Origin of the sequence: Lysinibacillus sphaericus (assembly GCF_015844675.1) — a bacterium.
GTDB classification, from domain to species: domain Bacteria; phylum Bacillota; class Bacilli; order Bacillales_A; family Planococcaceae; genus Lysinibacillus; species Lysinibacillus sphaericus_E.
Window position 1 is genome coordinate 63,561 of the sequence record NZ_LDGC01000076.1, and the last position, 22,818, is coordinate 86,378.

Annotated in this window: 20 protein-coding genes; all 20 read left to right on the top strand. The window is 36.7% G+C overall.

The window, feature by feature from the left end; all coding sequences use genetic code 11:
- Positions 1 to 4: 4 nt before the first annotated feature.
- Entirely contained in the window at positions 5 to 1,705 is a 1,701-nt protein-coding gene (locus ABE34_RS19980) for an ABC transporter ATP-binding protein (RefSeq protein WP_197144203.1), read from the top strand.
- 2 nt (positions 1,706 to 1,707) lie between these two features.
- Complete coding sequence (locus ABE34_RS19985) at positions 1,708 to 2,505, top strand: DUF4097 family beta strand repeat-containing protein (protein WP_197144204.1); 798 nt, start codon at positions 1,708 to 1,710, stop codon at positions 2,503 to 2,505.
- A gap of 26 nt (positions 2,506 to 2,531) precedes the next feature.
- Positions 2,532 to 2,771, top strand: coding sequence for an LPXTG cell wall anchor domain-containing protein (locus ABE34_RS19990; RefSeq protein WP_197144205.1), 240 nt, complete (start codon positions 2,532 to 2,534; stop codon positions 2,769 to 2,771).
- A 694-nt stretch (positions 2,772 to 3,465) separates the two neighbouring features.
- Positions 3,466 to 4,389 (top strand): serine/threonine-protein kinase, encoded by a 924-nt coding sequence (locus tag ABE34_RS19995; protein ID WP_197144206.1) that lies wholly within the window; start codon positions 3,466 to 3,468, stop codon positions 4,387 to 4,389.
- Between the two features lie 527 nt (positions 4,390 to 4,916).
- Positions 4,917 to 7,085 carry a transcriptional regulator gene (locus ABE34_RS20000; RefSeq protein ID WP_079562898.1) on the top strand — a complete coding sequence of 723 codons (2,169 nt, stop codon included), beginning with the start codon at positions 4,917 to 4,919 and terminating at the stop codon, positions 7,083 to 7,085.
- Between the two features lie 229 nt (positions 7,086 to 7,314).
- Positions 7,315 to 7,740, top strand: coding sequence for a membrane-associated protease 1 (locus ABE34_RS20005; RefSeq protein WP_197144207.1), 426 nt, complete (start codon positions 7,315 to 7,317; stop codon positions 7,738 to 7,740).
- Positions 7,741 to 7,832: 92 nt separating this feature from the next.
- Positions 7,833 to 8,267, top strand: a complete 435-nt coding sequence (locus tag ABE34_RS20010) for a J domain-containing protein (protein WP_197144208.1) — start codon at positions 7,833 to 7,835, stop codon at positions 8,265 to 8,267.
- A 36-nt stretch (positions 8,268 to 8,303) separates the two neighbouring features.
- A complete protein-coding gene (locus ABE34_RS20015) occupies positions 8,304 to 8,861 on the top strand; it encodes an FHA domain-containing protein (protein ID WP_197144209.1) in 558 nt (185 codons plus the stop codon).
- A 40-nt stretch (positions 8,862 to 8,901) separates the two neighbouring features.
- Complete coding sequence (locus ABE34_RS20020) at positions 8,902 to 9,429, top strand: FHA domain-containing protein (RefSeq protein WP_079562902.1); 528 nt, start codon at positions 8,902 to 8,904, stop codon at positions 9,427 to 9,429.
- 6 nt (positions 9,430 to 9,435) lie between these two features.
- Positions 9,436 to 10,275: a PP2C family protein-serine/threonine phosphatase gene (locus ABE34_RS20025; protein ID WP_197144210.1), complete on the top strand. Its 840-nt coding sequence runs from the start codon at positions 9,436 to 9,438 to the stop codon at positions 10,273 to 10,275.
- Positions 10,276 to 10,324: 49 nt separating this feature from the next.
- The gene (locus tag ABE34_RS20030) at positions 10,325 to 11,971 is read left to right on the top strand and encodes a serine/threonine protein phosphatase (protein WP_197144211.1); all 1,647 of its coding nucleotides are present in this window, start codon (positions 10,325 to 10,327) and stop codon (positions 11,969 to 11,971) included.
- Between the two features lies 1 nt (position 11,972).
- Complete coding sequence (locus tag ABE34_RS20035; RefSeq protein WP_241747218.1) at positions 11,973 to 13,250, top strand: normocyte-binding protein; 1,278 nt, start codon at positions 11,973 to 11,975, stop codon at positions 13,248 to 13,250.
- Positions 13,241 to 13,936: an iron-dependent peroxidase gene (locus ABE34_RS20040; protein WP_197144212.1), complete on the top strand. Its 696-nt coding sequence runs from the start codon at positions 13,241 to 13,243 to the stop codon at positions 13,934 to 13,936. The genes ABE34_RS20035 and ABE34_RS20040 overlap by 10 nt, the downstream gene beginning before the upstream one ends.
- Positions 13,937 to 13,958: 22 nt before the next feature.
- Positions 13,959 to 16,607: a molecular chaperone gene (locus ABE34_RS20045; protein ID WP_197144213.1), complete on the top strand. Its 2,649-nt coding sequence runs from the start codon at positions 13,959 to 13,961 to the stop codon at positions 16,605 to 16,607.
- A 506-nt stretch (positions 16,608 to 17,113) separates the two neighbouring features.
- On the top strand, positions 17,114 to 17,887 hold the full coding sequence (locus ABE34_RS20050) for a DNA and RNA helicase (RefSeq protein WP_197144214.1): 774 nt from the start codon (positions 17,114 to 17,116) through the stop codon (positions 17,885 to 17,887).
- A gap of 294 nt (positions 17,888 to 18,181) precedes the next feature.
- Positions 18,182 to 18,826 (top strand): hypothetical protein, encoded by a 645-nt coding sequence (locus tag ABE34_RS20055; protein ID WP_197144215.1) that lies wholly within the window; start codon positions 18,182 to 18,184, stop codon positions 18,824 to 18,826.
- Positions 18,823 to 20,355, top strand: coding sequence for a phage baseplate assembly protein V (locus ABE34_RS20060; protein ID WP_197144216.1), 1,533 nt, complete (start codon positions 18,823 to 18,825; stop codon positions 20,353 to 20,355). The genes ABE34_RS20055 and ABE34_RS20060 overlap by 4 nt, the downstream gene beginning before the upstream one ends.
- A 15-nt stretch (positions 20,356 to 20,370) precedes the next feature.
- Positions 20,371 to 21,468, top strand: a complete 1,098-nt coding sequence (locus ABE34_RS20065) for a pentapeptide repeat-containing protein (protein ID WP_197144217.1) — start codon at positions 20,371 to 20,373, stop codon at positions 21,466 to 21,468.
- Between the two features lie 39 nt (positions 21,469 to 21,507).
- Positions 21,508 to 22,005, top strand: coding sequence for a hypothetical protein (locus ABE34_RS20070; RefSeq protein WP_197144218.1), 498 nt, complete (start codon positions 21,508 to 21,510; stop codon positions 22,003 to 22,005).
- Positions 22,006 to 22,389: 384 nt separating this feature from the next.
- Positions 22,390 to 22,788, top strand: a complete 399-nt coding sequence (locus ABE34_RS20075) for a DUF4280 domain-containing protein (protein WP_197144219.1) — start codon at positions 22,390 to 22,392, stop codon at positions 22,786 to 22,788.
- The last annotated feature ends 30 nt before the right edge of the window (positions 22,789 to 22,818 follow it).

The following is a 22,818-nucleotide window of genomic DNA, read 5'->3' on the forward strand; positions in this document are numbered from 1 at the left end:
AAATATGAAGAAATACCTTAAGCAGAATAAAGGGCTTGTGCTTATTACGACTATACTGGGAGGTTTAAGTGGAGCTTCTACGGCATTGATTGCATTGCTGCTGCAAAAGATTATTGATGCAGCAACAAAGGGTGATTATTCGATGTTCGAAAATATGATGTATCTTTCGATCATATTTTTCCTAGGGATGGGTCTAGTAAAATACCTGTATTCATTATGCGGAAAACAATTGATAAAGAAAATTGTCTACTCTATGAGAAGGGATGTTTTTCTCGGAGTGATGAGGAAAAATCATCAGGAGTTCGCTGAAAAAAATACAGCTAGCTACTTATCGATCGTTACAAATGATGTTAAAGCAATTGAGGAAAACTTTTTACAACCATTACTTTTATGTCTGCAGAATGCATTTGTATTTGTATTCGCCTTAGTTATTCTACTGACGTTAAGTCCGATAATCACGCTTAGTTTATTCGGCTGCCTAATCATCATGTCTGTAGTACCAGCGCTGTTCGGTAAACCATTGCAGACGAAACAGGAGAAAACTTCCGTTCAAGCCTCTTTATTCACAGAAAAATCGAAAGATCTATTTTCAGGCTTTGAAGTAATCAAAGATTATGAAATGGAATCTGATAGTACTAATGAATTTGAAAAGTCTAACACGAGTCTTGTAAAAACAAAGTTTTCATTTGATAAATTATTAGCTGTTAATGAAGCACTATCTGAAGTGATTGCTATGGGAACTATTTTTTTGGTTATTTTCATCGGTTCCTATCAAGTACTACACCAAGAAATGACATTAGGATCTTTAGTAGCTATTGTTCAGTTGACTAGCATTTTTATTAGTCCAGTAATCATGATTATGCAAAATACTACAAAAATGAAGAGTGTCGGCCCATTGATCGCAAAGGTAGAAGAATTGGCGGTGAAAAAAATAGAGGAAACAGTGGCATTACCTCAGCCAACATTTTCGGATAAGATTGCCTGTAAAAACCTTTCATTCTCTTATAAAGAAAATCAGCCTGTATTATCAAATATAAATCTGATTTTTGAAAAAGGAAAAAAATATGCTGTAGTCGGACCAAGCGGCAGTGGAAAATCTACACTGATCAATCTACTAACGTCAACTTTAACCAATTATGATGGAGAAATTTTGTATGATAATCAAGAAATTAGAAAGATAGATAAGAAGGGGATAAAGAATTTATGTTCTATTATTCATCAGAACGTTTATCTATTCAATACAACGATTGCCCATAATATTTGTTTGAGCAAGACTTATACCGAAAAAGAGCAAAAGCTTGCAGTGGCAGCCAGCGGTGTTTCTCAATTTATTGATATAGATGAAACCGGATTAGACATACCAGTAAAAGAAAATGGCTCTAATTTTTCGGGCGGACAAAAACAAAGAATTGTCATGGCACGGGCATTGATTCGTCAATCACCTTTGCTAGTTCTGGATGAAGGAACCTCTGCATTGGATATGCAGACGGCCTATCAGGTAGAAAAAGATCTACTAGATATTCCTGAACAGACATTGATTACAATTACGCATAAATTGGATCAAAACTTACTATCTCAGTATGATTCAATAATCTTTATGGAAGATGGAAAAGTCGTTGATGCAGGATCATTTAATAAATTATATCAACCAACATCCAGATTCTATCAATTTATGAATATAGAGAATGAACTAAAAGAGGTGTGAATATGAAACCTATAAAATTAATTTCTCTGGTGTCGTCAGTTACAATTTCTAGTTTATTAGCTAAAAAAGTTTATGCCAATTATCAGTCTAAAGGGATTGAGTCAGAAAAAAAAACGTGTAAATTTGATTTATCTAAGATTGACCAACTGAATATATTTTTTGAGAGAGGTCAGGGAAAGATTGAACACATTCCCGGTAATCATCTGGAAATTGAATATTATTTTACGAATAGAGAACAGGCAAAATCATTTGTCTTTACAGAGAATTTGAAAGGTAGCCAGCTTTCTCTTCAATTGAAAAGAGAAAATTCTTTAATGCCTTTAAATTTCTTCAATGGAATTTATGTTCAAATTAAACTGCCAGAATCTTATATGGGGCAAGTAGGTATCAAATCGACAACAGGTTCAATCATAGCCGATGATCTTATTATTCCAAATGCCTCTTTTAAAACCGATACAGGAAATATAACTGTTCGATCTTTAGTTGGAAAAGATGTATCCCTCAAATCAACAACTGGAGATATCACATTGGGTAGCTTAGATAGTGAAGATGACAACAGCCAAGCTCTTATTTCAAGCACTACAGGGAAAATAACAGTTATTCATAATAAGCTGTTCCGTAGGGAATTCATCAAAACAACCACAGGAGCTATTGAGTTAACAATCAATCCAAGCTTAAGTGATTACTGTATTAAGGTTGAAAGTATCGTAAAAAATGGAAGATGTAGCTCAGAAATCGTGGGTGACCCAACCAATGAAATTAATATTAAAACAACAACCGGAAATGTTAATAGATTATAAAATTTAAATTTGAATGGAGAAAAAATATGTATTTATCTGGATTGCCAATTCCGTCGTTTTTACCAAGAGTGGATGAAAGTGTTGTTCAAATGGGGAATGTCGTTTTTATTATTTTCGGCATCGTCTGTGTCTTGATTGGATTAATTATCTTGTTGTTAAATAGAAAGAGAAAAAATAAAACTCAAAAAATTGTTGGTTCAGGATTTTTGATTGTAGGGCTATTATCTTTGATTAACAATGTGTTTCAATATCTGTTCTGGAGTTAAAACATGTGATTGACATCAAGAAAAGCAAACAATCAATCAATCTTGCTATAGAAAACACTGTGTAAGTATATGAAATGAAAGATTACAATACTTTGAAAAGCTCATATTGAGAAAATTGAAAGTATAAAATTTTATTAAGTTTTACTGTAAAGTGAAGTGACCCCTAAAAGTTAGATACGGTCATTTGGCAGTGGTTTGGGCATGAGTTCGATAATATATGAACTCATGCCTCTTCATTTTGCCTTAAAAAGGATAGGACCACAAGAGTGCCACATATAACCGTCAAAGTGCCGGATAGAACCGTCAAAGCGATGAATAGAACCATCAAAGTGCTGAAAAGAAACAAACATATCTACGACTTTAAATTGTGTCTAACCTCCGCATTTAATGCAGAACTACTATAAGAGAACTATTTAATATAAGAGTGTATGTTGATATACTTACATTAATTTGTATTTTAGTTAAAATAATGGTCATAAACAAAAGTTGCGGATGACATTTGTTAAAACATAAAGCTATTTATCTTTTATTAGTAGAAGACTCCTATCTCTAAAGTGGTGAAATGTGTGGATGCGTTCTCCTATCAGTGTGTGCCCAACACCTACTAAATGAAAGGCGAAATAACCACGAGTTATGGTGATGATTTTACCAGATAGTTCGTAATTTATGTGTTGAAAGGGATGATAGAACAAAAATGCAAGCGACTCAAGTTGAATTGAACTTACCAATAAACAGTGTTTTGAAAGATACATATAAATTAAAAGAAGTACTTGCTACTAGTAAATTGTCATTTGTTTATATCGCAGAGAATATTAATGAAGGGAATCAGCTAATTATTAAAGAGTTCTTTCCCAATGACATAGCTTTACGGGATTTAGATAATAAAACAGTCGTTAATCGTTTACCTTCAACAAAGCAGAAGTTCGAGGATTTAAAAGCTATTTTTCTAAATGAAGCGTTAATTATGCAGCAAATAAATCATCACAATATCGTCAAATATATGCACCACTTTGAAGAAAATGAATCGATTTATATCGTGATGGAGTATTATGAAGGAACTTTATTAGATCAATATTTAAAGGATTTTCCTATTAATGATAGGGAGCATTTGTACACTAATATATTCCTTCCTCTAATTGGTGCTTTAGGCTATTTACATAAAAAGGGCATACTTCATCGTGATATTAAACCAAGTAATATTATAGTAGATTCTGAAGGTAATCCATATTTACTAGATTTTGGTTCGGCTATTTTTAATAAAACTGCCGAGAATCATCAAATATTCACTAGCACAGGGTATTCTCCTTTAGAGCAATACTCGAATAAATCTGAGCAAGGTGTATATACAGATATTTATAGTTTAGCAGCAACGTTTTATTACTCTTTAACAAATATTATCCCAATGGATAGTTCACAACGCATAATCGAGGACAAAATTGAGGATGTGAGAAGATATAATGAAAAAGTGAGTATTATTTTATCCCGAACTATTATGTGGGGGCTGGCAGTACATGCAAAAAAACGGTGCTCTTCACTTAAAATTATGGAAATGGCCATCAATTTCGAAAATATTGTAAAAAAGACGAAGGGTTATTTCGAATCATTTGGTTCTAAATGACTACTTTATTAAATAAGTGGTTCTATAGTTTTATTTTTGAGTTTGAAACATATTTTTGAAATACAGCTTATGGACTACTAATTTTTACGCCATAAGCTGTTTTTTTAGTAAAAATAAAGAATAAATACATTTATTTCTATAAAAAAGTCATAAATCTTACCATGTTCATTTTTTACCATACAACCAGTTAAATACATTTATTTTACAGAATATACTAATGTAAATATTGACAATGAAATTAGATACTGTATAGTTACTTTGTGATACATAATGTCATCAGTGAAATAAGTATGTAAAATTATAGAATCAGAATTCTAGTATTGAGTAACTGGTGTACATAATTACATACAAAATCATAAATAACTACTGATTCTTTGTCTGTAATTACCATTTTGTTACTTATTAGTTTCTTATTGGTTGATTTTATACGCAATCATCATATTTTATTTGCGACTCACTTATGACTATGCTTACTCGAAATTCGTTACAAAAAGGAGGGATGGCTGTATAATCATACGGCCGACTGAATGGAGATTATTAGTCAAACAAACAGAACCATGCTCTTTGAGGAAATTAATCCTGAAAAAATGGATTTAATTACGCTTGTTGGAGATGTAAAAGGAATTGACAGTCTTAGTGATGAAAAAATTAAAGAAATTAATGAAAATCTTCTTGTTAAAAGCTTCGACGAGTTTTTAGATAAGTTTTCTCCGACGGTTTACTCATTCTACAATGCTGCTAACCAAAAGGTTATGTATACATTAAAAAAACCTGAAGGAATTCAAGATGACTGTATTTCTGAAATAGCAATTGACCAAAATAATGATTTTTTAAAGATGTTATTTACCCTCATTGATACGAAAAGAAGTCAGGGCATTGCGAACGTTGATTTTAAGTTTGAAAATTTGCTCGATATGATCTCTCCTAAAAAGGTTATGGACGACATTCGACAAGTCCGAAAAGAAATCCATTACCTATATGGTGAATATGACAAATTAGATGAAGGCGATCCAAAAAAATTGGATACGGGGGACAAGCTAAACCTGATGTTTGAAGTGGCAAGTAGAAACTACAACAATGTCATGGCGATGCTTCCTTTAGCAATTGAAGATATTAAAACGAGACTATTGTTAGGTGCTAATCAGGATGAAGACGAGTCCGAAAAATTACAAATTGGGACACTTTCTATTGGCGACAGTGGTGAGTTAAAAATCATTGAGGCACCACAAAATAATAGCTCGGAACTGATGGTTATTGAAGAAAATAGTAACTATGGTTTAAGCACAGTTTTTGAAGAGGACTATGAGGCGATTACAGAATCACCATCCTCTTATGTCAAAGATTTAGTCGTAAGAACTTTCTCTCCATTGCCAGCTGTGAGAGCTGAATTAGATGTAGAGACAGAGGTACAAAACTACAATACGTACTTGGAATTCTATAAGGATGCTAAGGATGAATTTGTAAAAACAGTGAAGCCATTAGTTGAAAAACTATTAGGTGTAAAAATGTACTTTGATCAGTATGCAACTAAAAACAAAGGTATGCAGCCCTCGTTACTTGTAACGAATACAAAGTTAGATATGCTCGTTAAAAGTAATAATCTACCACGATTACGCACGTATTTAAATACAGTTAACTCCAAAAATGACTTTACAGATACAGTATGGTACGGAATTGTCCCTGCACTAGAGCTAGAAGCTTCAGGAAAAATGAAAGTAAGTAGAGCTAGATTTAAAGGGAACGATAAGGTTGCCAAGCAAGATGGCAATACAATGGAATCGTTATCCATCCTTCTTGATACTGTGAAAGATTATAAAATACAGATTTTCTTCAACTTCATGGCAGAAGAAGAAACGACATTTAATGGAATTGCTACTGCAGGTATTGATCGCTTGATCGATAAATGCTCAGTGCTTATTCGAAAAGATTATAGTGAGTTTGCGATACCATGTTTACCAAACTTCACGATTATTCCTAAAGATAAATCAGGCGTAATCATTGATACAAGAATGCAGACAACAGAAAATGGAGCGCGATTATCTAAAGAAAAAGAAGATATTTTAAAACTTTGGATAGAGGGCGTTTATGTTGGTGCTAGCTATGTAGCGGCAGGTATTGTCTCAGCTTATCAATGTCCGGAATATTTGAAAGACTCTTTCAAAAACGTTCAGAGAAATAATCCTGGCGTACGCTTCGATATTGAAGCTGGTGATAACTCACTAAGAGCCGTTACAACAATGGCAAAAGAAATCTCAGGATTTACTAATAATATTAAAGATGCCATTAACAGCAGAAGTTTTGGCTTTGTATTCTCATCAGAAAATGCACAGCTTCAAGATAAAGACATTAAACGTATTACAGTGTATAAAGCTAGAAGTCTAGCGATGGAGGAAGATGGATTCGATTCAATCTACAAAACTCAAGTGAGTACGTATATTGAAAGAATTTTACGATTCCAATCTGGTGACTTTAAACACGAAAATATCGTTCGATTCTTTAGTAATAATCCAAGTAGTCAAAAAAGTAAATGGATTAATGATAAAGGCTATGTAAACTCCATTATTCACGATGGAGATGACATCGGCTACATTATCGATGAAAAAACAAGCACTTGTCAGATTGACCTAGTGTTTAACGGTAATGTGAAGAATCTTGAAGTCATGATTACAAAGGCAAGTAGTGCTGTTAAGGCCTAACAAGTTTACACATACACTAAAAATTTTTTTAAGTCGTATGTTTAAGATTTTTTCATAAATCTTTTAACATAAATAGAATCCGCCATTAATTGTAAGGTGAAAACATTACATATTTCTCCATGCTTCATGTATTTACATTAGGCATAGAGGAATGTATACAACAAGTTATACATTTTCACCCAAAACAATTTTTTGAGACGATTCAAACAAATTTCAGGAGGTAATGAGAATGGGTTTTGTATTAAAAGTAGAAGGATCAGAATCAATTGAATTAGGGTTAGATAGCATTATGACTGTTGAGTATGAAACAGATACGCCAAATGACTCTAACGCACGTTCTACAGATGTAGGAGCAACTTTAAAAGTAAAAGGTAAAATTCTTACTGCAACTGATGGTGATAATTCTGATGACACGATGAAATTAGGATTATGGTCATTAGTACCAGCTGAAAAAGCTGACTGTTACCGTAAAGTAACGTTAGAAGTTATTTCTGCTGATCAAGTAGTAAGAAAAATTCACTTCCCAAATGCTTTCGTTGTTGACTATTCAGAAAAGTATGGTGACACAGAAGGTATTGGTGAATTCTACTTATTCATTAAGCAAAAGAAAGACAAAACAGACTTGGCAAAAATCGAAGGCGGCTACGCTGTCTAAGATTGCAGCTTGATAGCAACTCCACATTATCTAAGGGACTTTTATAGTTCCTTAGATAATTTTGAATAATCCTAATATTGGGGATGGAAAATATGAAAACGCATTACGAAACTTTAGGTGTCAGTAGAGACGCCACGCAAGCACAAATAAAACTAGCTTACAGAAAACTATCAAAAAAACATCATCCAGACGTGAGCGGTGGAAACAAAGAATCAGAAAAGATTTTTTTAGAAGTGACAGAGGCATACAAAGTACTTAAGGATCCAGCTTCAAGAGAAGCATATGATGCTCAACTAGATGGAGCTAGTCAAAGTTGGGGCAAGGGACAAACAACTGAAAAACAGTCTTCACGCCCACAGTCTACTGAAAAAAAGCCAGATTTTAATATGAACAATATTGAAAAGAACTTTGAGCATTTTTTTGGTTTTAATCCTAAAACAAAAGAAACGGGATCAACCCTTAATAAGAATGCAAAGAAGAATCCACTAGATACAACTGATTTATTTGAACGTTTTTTTAACAAGTAAACGAAGCCATAGCTAGTATGGAGGAGTGTGATACCAATGGATGCATACACTGAAAATGCAAAGAAACAAATGATTATAAAAATTATCGATATCATAATTGTCATAATCACCTTCTTTTTCATTCTATACGTATTTGTCATGAATCAGGATTTTATTTTAAAAACAATTATTGGACTAATGCTGGGCATACTAGCAATAATTTATGGCTCTATAAAGTATGAAGCTAGAGATAAAGATTACAAAGTGGCAAACAAGAAAATTCGAAAATTAGTTCTCCTCAATGAACGAGGGGCTGAAATAGATGAATGGGAAATCGGTGATCAAACATCATTACTTATTGGAAAAAGTTCCGCTGACAATAAGGCAGATATTGATTTAAATGGTACTGAATATGAATCTCTTATCAACTATGAACATGCCGTTTTAAATAATGTTTCAGGAGTATGGTACATAGAGGATATTGATTCGGTAAATGGCGTTGGTATAAAAAAGGCTCATAAGCGTGTTAAAAACAGAATAAAACATGAAAACCCTTACCCAATAGGTAATGGAGACACGATATACATAGCAAATACACGAATTTTAGTGAAATAGAGACAAGTAAATTCGTAAAAATAGACGGGGGATAGCGAAAATGAGTTTGATTAGATGCACAAATGGTCACATGTTTAGTTCTAGAAGACATAGAAATGTATGTCCGTATTGCAACGTAATGGTGGAACAGGAGCAAAGACCAAGTAGTCAGCAAACAGCTGTAGCAGAACTAGATGATAAAACAATGCCATACCTTGGAGAAATGGATGGCATTGATCCGGTAACAGGATGGCTAGTTTGTATTGAAGGACCTCAAATGGGTCGAGACTATCGAATTTTATCGGAAAAAAACTTTATTGGTAGAGCTGAGGATATGCACATTCGTATTGTTGGAGACAATTCGATTTCTCAACGTAACCATGCTGTAATTGTTTATGATCCTAAAAAAAGGAATTTCTATCTACTTCCTGGAGATGCATCAGGCTTAGCTTATCTTAACAATGAAGCGGTTTATACGCCAACGGAGCTAGCAGCGTATGATGTAATTCAGTTAGGCGGAAGTATGTTTCTCTTTATTCCTTTATGTGGTGTTCATTTTGAATGGGAAAACAACAACAGTGAGGGATGATGACGGATGGATGAGAAACTACTGCCATACATAATTGCACTTATTTTTATCGTTGTACTTTTTGCATTATTAATCGTTAGAAACATGCTTGCGCAACAAAATGAAAAAACAAAAATAGCAATCGGAAATGGTCAAACGATTGGCAGACGTGATGAGCAGGATGATTATTTCTCTACAGCAGAAACGAAAGATGGAACAATTGCTGTACTAGCAGATGGCATCAGTGGTTTAGCAAACGGTAGGATGGCAAGTACGGTTGCTGTCAATACATTTATTGAAGAATTTAAAAAGCTGAGCGGTCTAAATGCCCTAGAAAAATTTTTTAAGGAGGCCGCTTTTGCAAGTAATCATATGATTGTCGAAAATTTAAATGGCTCGAACGGTGGTACTACATTAGTGGCAGCCGTTATTGATGATAACGGATTTCTTCATTGGGGAGCCGTTGGAGATAGTGTCATTACCATTTTCCGAAATGGAGAATTTAAGGCCATCAATCAAAAGCATATTTTTGAATCGGTGTTAACGGAGCGATATATATCTGGCGAAATATCTCAGCTTGAGGTGCAGGAAAATCCTTTGAAAAAGAGACTTATCAATTATTTAGGGTATGAAGGCTTTAAAAATATGGATATCGGAAAAAGTCCAATTCAGCTAAATAGAGGGGATAAAGTATGTCTATTTAGTGATGGCGTCTATGATACTTTAACAGAGGTTGAAATGGAGAAAATTCTCTCTCAGCAAGCTACTCCCTATGATATTGCTCAAGACATGATAAAAGCCGTTGAACAAAAACGCTTAAAAAATCAAGATAATGCAACCATCGTTATTTTAGAAAAAACATGGTAATCATTTCACATATGTCTTTAAATGAGTCAGTAAATGAGGAGGAGTAATCATGAGAAAGGAAAATAGCAACTTTAAAACAAGCTTTTTATCCGAAGCGGGCTCATTTTTGCAAAATAAAGATTACTTTGCCTATACAGAGCTGGACGATGTTGCCTGCTGGGTAGCTGTAAAAGGGTTAGATTCTGATCAGGAAATAAGTAGTGCAGAGCTTGCAGTAAAGGCAATTTTAGAAAAATTCATGGAAAAGCCATCCATGTCCAGACGGAAAATTAAACATTACTTAAAATATGCACAAGATATTCTTCAAGCTCAAAGTTTAAGGGTGAGGTTGAAGGCTAGTATTGTCATTGTCGTCTCGGATTACTCAAAGATGATTGTTGCCGTTGCAGGAAATTCGAGATTATATCATTTCCGTAATGGGACTTTAACGTTTAAAAGCACGGATCAAAGCTTAGCGCAAGAAATAGTGAATGATAGGAACCGTTCGCTTGATATTAGCCAGCATGAGGAAAGAACTAATTTACTAAACTATTTGGGTAAACCAAAAGAGTTCCAGCCTTTTGTTTCAAAGAAAATGAAGTTAATGGATGACGATGTACTAGTGCTTTGTACAGCCGGCTTTTGGGAAGATGTCAATGAAATTGAAATGGCAGATGCGTTGGAAGACGCAAAAGAGCCTGAGAAATACATTGATGTATTAGAAGAGGTCCTGTTAAGCAGGCAAAAGAAAGTGGTCAATAATTACACAGTCGCAGCTATATTTGCTAACAAGGTTTACCAGGAAACAAATAAGAAAAAAATGAAATACATCAAAATGATTGTAGCTGCATTAATCCTAGCTTTGGTCGTAGGTGGAGGCACGATTTTTTATCAGGCAAAGCAAGCTAAAAAAATGGCTGAACTAACTGTCGAGATGAAAGATCATGAAAAGAGCGGAAACCAGTATTTTCAAGATGGAACTTATGATAAGGCACTGCTGGAATATAGTGAGGGCAGAAATGCTGCTAAAAAATTGAAAGATCCAATACATAGAAATGTACTAGCGAGAAAATTAAGAGTTACCGATCTGATTATCAGTGGAGATAAAGCAGCGGAAGAAGGTAAATTCAACGATGCCCTTGAGCAATACGAAAAGGCTAAAAAAGAAGGAAAGCTTATAAAAGACTTTGGGAAAGCAGTAGTTGAACAAAGAATCGCTAATATGGATACTATTGTACAAATTGCTGAAGCTGTGAAAGATGGAGATTTCCGATTTGAGGCAGAGGATTACAATGGGGCTCTTGAAACGTATCAAAAGGCAAGAAAAAAAGCGCTGACAATTGCCTTTACTGGCGAACCTGAAATAAAGACAAAAATAGAAGATACAGAGGCTAAAATTGCTGAATTGAAAAAGGCCCAGAAAGAATTAAAGGCAGAAGGCTTAGAAAAAAGCGGAGATCAGAGCTATGCACGCCAGGAGTTTGGGAAAGCAATTGAATATTATACACTTGCACAGGAAATTTATCAGGAGACAGAGCTGCTGTCCAAGGTTTTAGGTCTTGAGCGAAAGGTTATGAACGCCAATGATAAATTAAATCCGCCTCCTCAAGCACCAGCCGCTGATACAGCGCCACCTGATCAGGCAGCTCCCCCTACGAATGCAGGGACAGCTGCTAGTGAGCCATCCGATGCTGAAGTGATGAAAGAGGGAAAATAAATTGATAAAAGAGCTCATGATTGAACGGTTACGCAAAATAGAGGATTTAGAGCAACGTCAACTGCTAAAGGATATTGTAAGTGGCGTTTTTGTAAATTTAATCGACTATCAGGATGAAATGAACAAAAGGCTTGAAGACCGCGTATTCAATGAAATAGATGATGCTGAGAATAGGTTTGATATTTATGTGACGTTAAGTTCTAGGGAGGATGTTGACCCTATTCATGAATGCTTATTCCCGATGCGACCAGCTGATTTAGAAAGTAAATCTATCAATAAAAAAAAACTGCTTGAATTATCTAAAAACAATGAACCTGCAGTGCTGTTCACCTTATTTTTAGCGTGTGATTCCATGCAAATTCAACAGTTACTTACTGAGCAGCGTCGCTTTAATGGAAAGCTTGTAACGACAGAAGGACAAGTAGAGATTAAGGTCAGCCTTACTCAAAATCTGGACTATTTACAAGAGATAAACAAGTTATATCCGCTTTTCCAAATAAACGGCTTACCATGGAAAACTATTAATCATCCATTCGTCTATAAATTTTTTAATGTCAATTTAGAAGATTGCCCACCTTTAAATGAGGATGCTGAAATTACTGAAATAATCGTTGATTTAGAAGAGTATGAAGACAAAAAACGCCTAAATATGGTTCCGCTATGGAATATTGAACGCCATGAGGTCAAAAATGTCGGGTTTCCCGTCCCTGCTATCGATAAGGTGAATTTTGAACATGTCCTTTCCGTACGTAAAATCGGAAACGAGCATGGCTATCTTGTTGAGGCCGAAGAGAATCATGTTCGTTACGTTAAGCGCTCAGACAATGAATTAACCATTGTTTCACCCCAGGATAAGTCAGGGGTATGGCAGCTTATCAAAATTGCAAAGATGGAAGATGACAAGATCGGGAAATTAAATTACGAGCTTGTATCAAATCGAAGAATCGAGCATTTTATACACAAATTCGCTAACAAGTATACAGCTACTGTTAAAACGAAGGGTGAAATTACTCGTATGATTAACTCCTTTGAGGCAGCTAATCGATTTGAGCTTGTAGATGTCGAAATAGTGGAATCTTTCTCGGGAACAAGCTTTACGCACTCCGCGAACACGTTCTTAACGGAAATGATAGGAGAAAATAATCATAGAAAAACGATGCTATTAAAGTTTAAGGCGAAAGAGGAGAGAAACTTTATCGCAAACGATATTTTAAGCTTCCTCGTATCAGAAGTGCAACGACATTTCTTCGAATATGAATGTGTAGGTGTGTGGCTATGAACTATATTTGGGATTTGCTCATTAAAGCTGAGGATGAAGGACTTTCTAAAAAGGATATTTATTTTCATCTTGCCGAAGCCTATTCACCTTATATGGAACTAAGTCCACAACTATTAAATGCACAGTATGTTGACCAGCACGTTGAAGTAAATCCGTATTATCGCTATTACGGAATTTTTAATGGTCTCTTCCATCCAGATAATTCTGCGGATATTGAGTTTAGGAATTATCTTTTAGATACCGTATTGCACTTTTTAGCTGAAATTGATCGTATGCAGGGGATGAATAAGAGAGAGTTCTATATTCGCTTTATCTTAAGGGAAATCGAGGCCGATGTATTTGGTAAATTGGTGCGGGACAACATTCATGCTTTTACGAAAAAGGAGCAAGAAATAGTTGCACTCAACATGCTAAGACTGTACCGGACAGGTGAAGAAATTTACTTATTAAAGGATACGCTGAAAAGGCTCTTTAAAAATTGCATGATTTATGTGAAATCGGAAGACCAGGATGAGCTGCTTTTATACATTCGTCAAAAGCAGACAGAACAGAATGAGCGAAAGGTACAGCTTGTACAAGAAATTTTTCTGCCAATAGGCTTTCATATGGAGGTTTATTGGCAATATCATTTTGGCATTATTGATGCAGAGGAAACGATGAAGCTAGATCGAATAGCTCTTTACTAAATAGGGAAGAGGAGGGATTCCAATGACAACTAAATATTCATATAAGCTGTATGCCAATAAGCGTAATACAGAAAAGAAATATATGACCTATACACGAGTAGAACTAATGGAAATGACAACCTTCCAGCTTAGAAATATTTGCTATAAGGAAAAGCTTGTGACTGGGCTTATTAATACACTGACAAGAGACGAGTTAATCGACAAAATTTTAAGATACCGTGGCTCTGAAGAAAACCCTCTTATTAGAGAAAAAAAGGATGGGGGCTTTGAACGAGTAGAAGCGGCCATGCAAGAGTATTTAAAAACACCTATGTCTGACAATGGTGACATTAAAATTCCTGCCAAAATGAGCTTATATAGCGGAATGAAGATTGATAAACCCGATCAGTATTTCTTGGAAACAGGCGGTTTTCTTGTTGAATCTAACGTACTGCTAGTCAATGAGCAGCTGGAACTTTGTGGCATCCTTAATATCCTTAAAGACGACGAAGTCCCAAATCAATACTATTTCGCTGCTGACCAAGCAATTGGTATTCGGAAGACAAACAATAAAAACTACAGCTTTATTTTTTTAAGAAAGCAAGATTCTGAGTATATCTATAAGACGTATTATCAGGAGACCCCACTTCCGCCAACAAATCTTCATTATTATAAAGTTCCAATACCAGATTTAGAGATGAAACAGCTGGAAACAACGAATGCCATTCTTGCGATTGACTTTGGTACAACAAATACAACGGCAGGTGTTTATTTAGAGAGTGATTATGTGTCCTCTCCTTGCAGTCATGATTTATTAAATGACAGAATTCAGCTAAATAGCATCAATTTTGTGCAATTCCCAGATCCACTTCATCAAAACGAATGGATTGAAGTAGTACCGACGGTCATGACTGTCGCAGATTGTTCAAATGCAGACCAAGTGAACTATTACTACGGCTATGAAGCGTTAAAAATGATGAAAAAAAATAGCTATACATCATTGGCTACGAAATTTCAAGGTATTAAGCGATGGGTTAGTAACTATGCCAAGCTGGAAGAGGTGATGGATGCTAACGGGAATACTGCACTTGTTCCACGCAGTCAAATTTTAAGAGAGTTTATGCTTTATATTATTCGAATGGCGGAGCATCAATTTAAATGTCGCTTCAAGCATTTACATATTTCCAGTCCTGTTAAGCTGAAAACACAATTTTTAGATATGTTTCGTGCGATTTTACCCGAATACCAAATCGAAACTGAGCATGCTCTCGATGAAGGGATGTCAGTTCTTTATAATACAATCGCCAATCAAATAGAGAATGATAGTTTTCTCGATGGCAAGGAATATAAAGCGCTTGTGATTGATTGTGGAGGCGGAACAACAGACCTTTCTTCTTGTAAGTTTCGCATAGAGGACGGCCATATTTCTTACAAAATTGATATTCATACTACTTATGAAAATGGAGATACGAATTTTGGTGGCAACAATATTACGTATCGCATTTTCCAATTTATGAAAATCGTATTTGCCAACTATTATAGTCGAGGAAAAAATGATTATGATATCGATGCATTAATCGATATTCCAGGTAAGGATATTTATCGATATGTCGACGATCATGGCGTAGAAGCGGTGTACGAGCAATTCGAAAAAGCCTTTGTAGATGCCGAAACTATTATCCCTACACGCTTTAAGGAATATGAAAATCGCACACGTGATGAATACCTACGTGTCCGCAATAATTACTATTTCTTATGGGAAATGGCAGAAGAGATGAAGAAGGAATTTTTCCGCAAAACAGGTATATTAAGAAGTCGTTTCTATGCGGATAGCGATATGCAGCACGATAGTGATTTAAATGTCACAGCAGTAGATCGCTGGTGCCTGTCGTTGGTAGAAAATAATCAATTTAAAGAAGTATATGACTTCCCGAATGTCTTTTTCAACATTAAAGAAATCAATCATCTCATAAAGGCGGATATTTATGATATCGTACGAGAGTTTTTAGAGGAATTTTATGAGAGTGGCATTCTGAGTGACTATTCCATCATTAAATTGACGGGACAATCCTGTAAAATAGACGCATTTCGCGAGGCATTAAAGGAATTTGTACCAGGACGCAGCATTGAGTTTAGACAAAAGGCTGAAAATATCGGTAAAGTTCCAGAGTTAAAGCTTGCTTGTTTAAGGGGAGCGCTTCGTTATTTAAATGCCAAGAAAATCGGCATGATTGAAACAGAAGTGACGAACCATGCGCCAGTTGTCCCATATGCTGTCAGTGCCTTTACACATAATCGTCAGGAAAAATTACTAATTAGTAGCTTAGAAAGATTGAATCAAATTCACGGTACGATTTCTCGCCCATGGGGTGTAAAAGAGGTGGAGTTCTTCCTCACAGGCAACGACGATCACTCATCGTATAAATACACTTACTTAAATCGTCAGGAAGATTATGCACCTGTTCTATATGAGAATATTGCCATGCAGTATCAAGATAAAATTCCGCAGGACGAGACGGATTCCATCACCAATGGAGAAGTGAAGTTCTTTGTCTTTGCAGGCGAAGATAATTGGGGTTTCCATGTAGTTCCAGTAGCAAGAAAAGACGAACAGTTGTTTATTGGAAGCAAGGAGTTCTTTGCTTTTGAAACCGATTTGTCTGAGCTGGATTTCTTTGATGGATTAAAGTAACACCTTCGTCGGATGGAAAGGGTTTATTAAATGATCAGGTACCCCTGAGAAGTGATCGGGTAGGCCCCGAAAGTGATCAGGTACCCCAGAAAAGTGATCGGGTAGTCCCCGAAAGTGATCAGGTACCCCAGAGAAGTGATCGGGTAGTCCCCGAAAGTGATCGGGTAGTCCCCGAAAGTGATCAGGTACCCCAGAGAAGTTATCGGGTAGACCCCGAAAGTGATCAGGTACCCTAGAGAAGTGATCGGGTAAGCCCCGAAAGTGATCAGGTACCCTAGAGAAGTGATCGGGTAGACCCCGAAAGTGATCGGGTACCCCAGAGAAGTGATCGGGTAGTCCCCGAAAGTGATCCGGTACCCCTGAGAAGTCATTGGATTTCCAGAGGATGTTCACCTACAAAGGCGATTTCGGACGCATTGTTTATCTGCGCGAAAGCAAAGCGACAGCAACAATTATGCCGAGGCATAATTGATCATTGAAAAACAAGAAAAGAGGTGGGTGACAGCTTGTTTGCCAATCAATATCCACATTTTCAAAAGGGCCGCATTTTAAAGCGAGAAATGCTAGAAAATTTGCGAGATTACCCAAGAGAATTTTTAGATTTATATTTCCAAGATTATTCTAATGGCATTATTGCTGGTGCCAATATTGTCGTAGCAGATAAAAGCCTCATAATAGCGAAAGGCATTATCAAACATAACGGAAAGCTCTATATGCTACATAGTAGCTACGAGCTTCCTTATGAGGCAACAGGAAGCGAAACGATTTTAAAAGTACGATTTGCTGAAGAAGTGAATGAATTAGATTTTAGAAACTTCACGACAGAAATAGTCCTAGATGATTCATTAGAGCTTGCAAATAATGAGCTAGAGTTGGCGCGCTTTAAATTAAAATCGGGTGCAAAACTTCGTTCGGAGTATAATGATTTTTCCGATATTGCGACTGAATACAATACGGTTAATTATCTTCACAGTCAGTATGCAGGTTTTCAAAAAAGCACTTACCATCCAATCATTTTGCACTATTTTGCACGAGAGCTGTTAAAAAATCGCCCAACGAATCCGTACGATATAGCTTTTGCTTTAGAGTGCATAAATCAGGAGCGGGTTCAACGAGATGCAATCGATTTCTATATTTGCAATCGGCTAGAGCTAGACTACCAAACATTTTCTAATAGTCAGATTCATAAATACTTGAACCGTATTTTATTGGAATCAAAACGTGGTGGTCGAATGACAGGGCATAGTCAAGGGCGACCAAAGCGCATGATTGTTGACTAGCTGATGGTCTACTGATGAAAAAAACGGTCGAGGACAGACAACGTGAAATAACTCAAATGGAAACGGCTTTATAAGAAAGTTAAACACCGTATGAAGAGCATTTCCTAGTACTTTGTCAATATAGATGAACAGGAAATACCAGTCATTGATTCAGCATGTCATGGAAGGAAAGATTTCGTTTCGTATGCCGAAGCTATTTTCGATCATGTCAGCTGAGTTAGCCTTAATAGGAAAGCAAAAAATGACAAGGCTATGAGATAGAGAAAAAAGAATCGAAACAAAGGAGCGAAAAAAATGAATTTCATGGATGAAGAAGTTATTGAGATGACGAAACATGCAAGGCAGAAGAAACGAATGGAGAACATCGAAAACCAATTATTAAATACGGATATTGTGAAAGCGATTAAAGATGGTCAGCTCATGATTGAAGATGAAACGATTGAGTTTAAAGAAATGAGTTTTTATGTGGGTCAAATCCGGATGTGTATGCCTGCAACTTTTGATGTGATGGAGCCTGAATTAATGGATATTAAATATCCATCCAGTCGTAGACCTGATTATATTTATACAAGCGAAAGTACATCCATCAATGTCACACTGAAAATCATGGAACAACAAGTAAAAGAAGAAGAATTAGAAGACTTCACAGAGGCTATGAGGAATATCCTTCAAAAAACGCAGCCCACTACAAAAATGTTGGATACCGGCATGAATGAAGTTAACGGTCTACAAATTGGTTACTTTGATTTCATTTCGCCAGCACTAGATAACAAGATTTATAATTTAATGTTTTTGTTTATAGTAGGCGAGAATGTGACGATGGGCTCGGTTAATTGTTTGAAAAAAGAGATGGATATTTGGAAGCCCATTGCTTACGGCATGATGGAATCTATCTTTGTTGAAAACAAATTATTAGATGGGGAAGGTGTTGTCGAATGAGTAAGGAAACAGCCTTGACGTATAAAGATATCATCGTGATGCCCTATAATATTCGCGTCGATCAAATCGAAATTACGCAACAAATGAATGAGCATGCTACATTGCATTTAACGGGCGTAATTCCAGATGAATTCGAAGATTCCTATGTGTATATGACGGATGCCGAAACGGCTATTGAAGTCGTGCAAATCGGCAGTGGTGGACAAACTATTCCTATTTTCAATGGGCTGGCGTTAGATGTACAAGTGAAATCGGTTTTGGGCACCTATTATTTGGAGGTTAAAGCAGTTTCGCATTCGTATGTGTTAGATGTGAAGAAGAAAAATCAAACTTATCAAAATGCGAGTATGCCTTATAGTGAATTAATAAATGCATGTATTGCCGATCAAAAAGGTGCAGATTTCATGGATTATGCCTCAAAGGGCGCTACTATTGGACGCTTTACGATGCAATATATAGAGACAGATTGGGAGTTTCTTAAACGAATGGCATCAAGATTCCATACAGGTCTGGTGCCAGATACGGTTCACCCAGCCGCAAAGTTTTACTTCGGCGTACCGTTTCAAGCTGGGGGCACGCAGAAAATGGAGGCCATCAATTATCGAGTTAAAAAGGCAATCGGCAATTTCCTTGTGTCCAGTAAAAATCATCTCGACGGTATTACTGATAGTGACTACATGTACTATGAAGTAGAATCGTTCCAACCATTCAAAATAGGCAATGAAGTGACATTCCAATCCAAAAAATTGTATGTCTATAAAATCTACTCTACTTTAAAAGATGGCTTGTTTAAGCATATTTATACGTTAACACCTCAGAACGGCTTCAGTGTCCACACTACTTATAATCAAGCTATTATTGGCGCCTCCATTCAAGGAAAAGTAATTGATGTAGCGGGGGATAAAATTCGTATTCATGTCGATTTCGACGAGGGTCAAGATAAAGATACAGCGTATTGGTTTCCGTATTCTACGATCTATGCATCAGAAGATAATACAGGATGGTACTTTATGCCGGAGCTATCCGATAACGTTAGAATCTATTTCCCAGGCAATCGTGAGGATGAAGGGATTGCGATTAGTTCCGTATCAAAAGCGCCACCACAATCTGGTTCGATGTTAGCAGCGACGAATCCACCTAGTTCAGGAAGTGGTGGAAGTGCCGGTGCTAGTGGCGGTGGCGGCGGTGGATCAAGACCTGCACCACCAGAGGATAGTCGCCAAGACCCAGCGCGGATGGCAGATCCAGATGTCAAAACGCTCAGAACGAAGCACGGCAAACAAATTCTACTTGCACCGGATCGGATTGTTATATCTGGTGGAGGATTAATGATTTCGCTTATGGATGATAATGGGATTTCCATCATAAGTGATAAAAATATTACCTTACAAGCAACAGATAAAGTCGCCATCAATGCGAAGCAAATTATGATTAATGCGACCGAGAAAATAGAGATGACTTGTAAAGACAGTTCAATCAAGATGGAAGACAAAATGGAGATTAAAGGAACAGAAGTACGAGCAAATTAGTGAGGATGTGGACGCATGAAACGAGAAGAAGCATTACAGCATTTTATGGATGAATGCGTGTCAGTTCATATCAGCCGATTACAAGAGAAGGTTGATCGACAGTTTCGCCAAGAGAAGGAAGTCTTACTAAAACCAATCATTCACTCGCTTGAACAGCTGTTTGCAACTATTAGAGATCAGCAAGAGCAAGGGAAGTTAGCGCCAGTTGCCTTTATTCATTTTTCTTTGCTACGAACATCTTTACTAGATAACAAGTGTACGTATTTGCTAGAAGCGTATGGAGAAAAATGGTACTACGACTGGGTAGAATGCACGGCACAGTATGAAGCGGAATGGCTTAGTGAGGCGATTATAGATTTACAGAAAACGCTTGAAAAAGAAAGAAAACCATATCTCACTATCCAAGCAGCTGACGTTCGAGGAATTATTCAACAAACTGTGATTCTGTTTCATCAGTATATCATTCAATTGGTGCGCTATCTTTTCCGCTATCAACAAGAAAGCGTACCTGAAATAGACTTTCAACGAGCTGCGTGCTTACGATTTCGTGTCGGTGAATATAAAGGATTTAGTGAAGATGTTGCGATGCTCGACGAACGGGAACGGGTGGAACAAAATCTTGTCTCATGGTTAGGGAAAAACGAGATGGACAAATCATATACGTTTGAAAACTTCTCGAGCCTACCATTACAGCAAAAACTTTTTGACCAAATGGACTTTTCTTATGCGAATTTCAATGGCAGTGACTTAGAAGGGGCTTCATTGAAGCAAAGTGTTTGCGTCGGGACTAGTTTTGTAGATTGTAGCTTAGCGAATGTTGATTTTTCCTATGCAGCCATTCAAGATGCTGATTTTCGAAATGCCAATTTAGCAGGTGCTAATTTTACACATGCACAAGGAAAAACGCTAATGCTTCCCGATGATGAAGTTGCCTGTTACCTAGGCACTGATTTCAGCCATGCGAATTTGGAAAATGCAAAATTTGAATTTGCGCAGATTGCAGGCGCCAATTTTACAGGGGCCAATTTAAAAGGAGCTACCTTCTTTAAACGCGATCAAGAGAAATGTCTATTTAGCCCAGACCAGATAAAAGACATTCATTGGATTCATTAACGTTGCAATCGACATAAATGATAGTTACAGGAGGAAAAGATGGAGTATTTTATTGTTCGGCAAGATCAAAGCATTACAAATCCAATTATTCCTTTCAGGACAGACCTTGATGATAACTTTGTCTGTTCATCTATATTCGGGGAAGTAATAGAAAAAGAGAATGCGGTATATCTGGATTATTTAGAAAAGCCTCGAAGAATCGTGTCGGATGATTTAAAAGGGTTATTGGTGAAATATGAGGATAACTTAGAATTTACAGCCATTGTCTTTACGGATGTGAAGAAAGGAACACAGCGTGTGCATTGGCTTATGGACATTGTAAAGAAGAACTGTATTTCCGATGAGACGGCTTATTATCCAGACGGACAAATAAAGGAGCTCGTAATTGACCCGAAGAAGGTGGAACTAGATTGTATTTTTCAAGTCGACGGCAAAAAGGAATCGTTCACCATCGTCAATTTAGACGTGGCAGAAAGTATGCTACGACGACCATATCTCGGGATTCAGTTGCAACGAGTAAAACTACAAGGACGATAGATCATTCTAATAAATCATGGCTCATTATCAAAAGTTGTGGATGACATTTGTTAATGTTCATTTATATAAGTTGATTGGAGTGGAGACTGTGCGACTCCTTGGGGATTAGCGATAGAGGAACGGAGACTAAAGGCATCACATCCTGTGATAACGCCTCCGTGACCAACATCGTATTGGCCCGAGACCCTGGAGCGAGCAACGCGAGTGAAGCGGCTCATCGGACGCCCTCAGGAAGCTCTGCTCTGCGCGAAAGCGAAGCGGCAGCGGCAAAGCGCCCAGTCGGAACGGAAATCAACTACACGCTATGATGATAAGCCAAAATCATTCCAAAACACTGTCGTAGTTTGAAACAGTGTTCAATCGATACGAAAGGAAGGATAATTAATGGCTCAAGTTGTAGAAAGTTTGGAAACAGAAGGTTCGGAACAGGAGCAATTTAGTTATGTGGTACATGGAGCAATCATTTCTTGTGAGTTTGGTAGCCATCTCAATTATTTAAATTTGCCGCAAGACCATGGCGTTTATATTAAAGAGAAAGCCGTAATGAATGTAGGGGATCGAAACCCTGACAACATTCCAACCTTTGGGGTTTGTTTACAGTTGCAAAAGCCATGTACACCAACATGTTCTATTGATTGGTTGGAAGGCATGGAAAATGTCAATATCGAGGGAAAGCAAGCGTTATTAAGCCGCTGCCATACCCAATGCTCAGCAGGTGGAGGCAAAATCGAAATTATTCATGACGGTCAAGAGGAAGTAGAAATACCGAAACAAGGTTTTTAAAAGACGAGGTAGATTGAAAGGAGGTAAGTA

What these genes read in the sequence shown, in the direction of transcription:
- ABE34_RS20070 (WP_197144218.1), top strand. Translation starts at nt 21,508, where the DNA reads ATGGAGTATTTTATTGTTCGGCAAGATCAAAGCATTACAAATCCAATT.
- ABE34_RS19995 (WP_197144206.1), top strand. Translation starts at nt 3,466, where the DNA reads ATGCAAGCGACTCAAGTTGAATTGAACTTACCAATAAACAGTGTTTTG.
- ABE34_RS20075 (WP_197144219.1), top strand. Translation starts at nt 22,390, where the DNA reads ATGGCTCAAGTTGTAGAAAGTTTGGAAACAGAAGGTTCGGAACAGGAG.
- ABE34_RS19985 (WP_197144204.1), top strand. Translation starts at nt 1,708, where the DNA reads ATGAAACCTATAAAATTAATTTCTCTGGTGTCGTCAGTTACAATTTCT.
- ABE34_RS20025 (WP_197144210.1), top strand. Translation starts at nt 9,436, where the DNA reads ATGGATGAGAAACTACTGCCATACATAATTGCACTTATTTTTATCGTT.
- ABE34_RS20020 (WP_079562902.1), top strand. Translation starts at nt 8,902, where the DNA reads ATGAGTTTGATTAGATGCACAAATGGTCACATGTTTAGTTCTAGAAGA.
- ABE34_RS20030 (WP_197144211.1), top strand. Translation starts at nt 10,325, where the DNA reads ATGAGAAAGGAAAATAGCAACTTTAAAACAAGCTTTTTATCCGAAGCG.
- ABE34_RS20055 (WP_197144215.1), top strand. Translation starts at nt 18,182, where the DNA reads ATGAATTTCATGGATGAAGAAGTTATTGAGATGACGAAACATGCAAGG.
- ABE34_RS20010 (WP_197144208.1), top strand. Translation starts at nt 7,833, where the DNA reads ATGAAAACGCATTACGAAACTTTAGGTGTCAGTAGAGACGCCACGCAA.
- ABE34_RS20065 (WP_197144217.1), top strand. Translation starts at nt 20,371, where the DNA reads ATGAAACGAGAAGAAGCATTACAGCATTTTATGGATGAATGCGTGTCA.
- ABE34_RS19980 (WP_197144203.1), top strand. Translation starts at nt 5, where the DNA reads ATGAAGAAATACCTTAAGCAGAATAAAGGGCTTGTGCTTATTACGACT.
- ABE34_RS20060 (WP_197144216.1), top strand. Translation starts at nt 18,823, where the DNA reads ATGAGTAAGGAAACAGCCTTGACGTATAAAGATATCATCGTGATGCCC.
- ABE34_RS20000 (WP_079562898.1), top strand. Translation starts at nt 4,917, where the DNA reads ATGGAGATTATTAGTCAAACAAACAGAACCATGCTCTTTGAGGAAATT.
- ABE34_RS20005 (WP_197144207.1), top strand. Translation starts at nt 7,315, where the DNA reads ATGGGTTTTGTATTAAAAGTAGAAGGATCAGAATCAATTGAATTAGGG.
- ABE34_RS19990 (WP_197144205.1), top strand. Translation starts at nt 2,532, where the DNA reads ATGTATTTATCTGGATTGCCAATTCCGTCGTTTTTACCAAGAGTGGAT.
- ABE34_RS20045 (WP_197144213.1), top strand. Translation starts at nt 13,959, where the DNA reads ATGACAACTAAATATTCATATAAGCTGTATGCCAATAAGCGTAATACA.
- ABE34_RS20015 (WP_197144209.1), top strand. Translation starts at nt 8,304, where the DNA reads ATGGATGCATACACTGAAAATGCAAAGAAACAAATGATTATAAAAATT.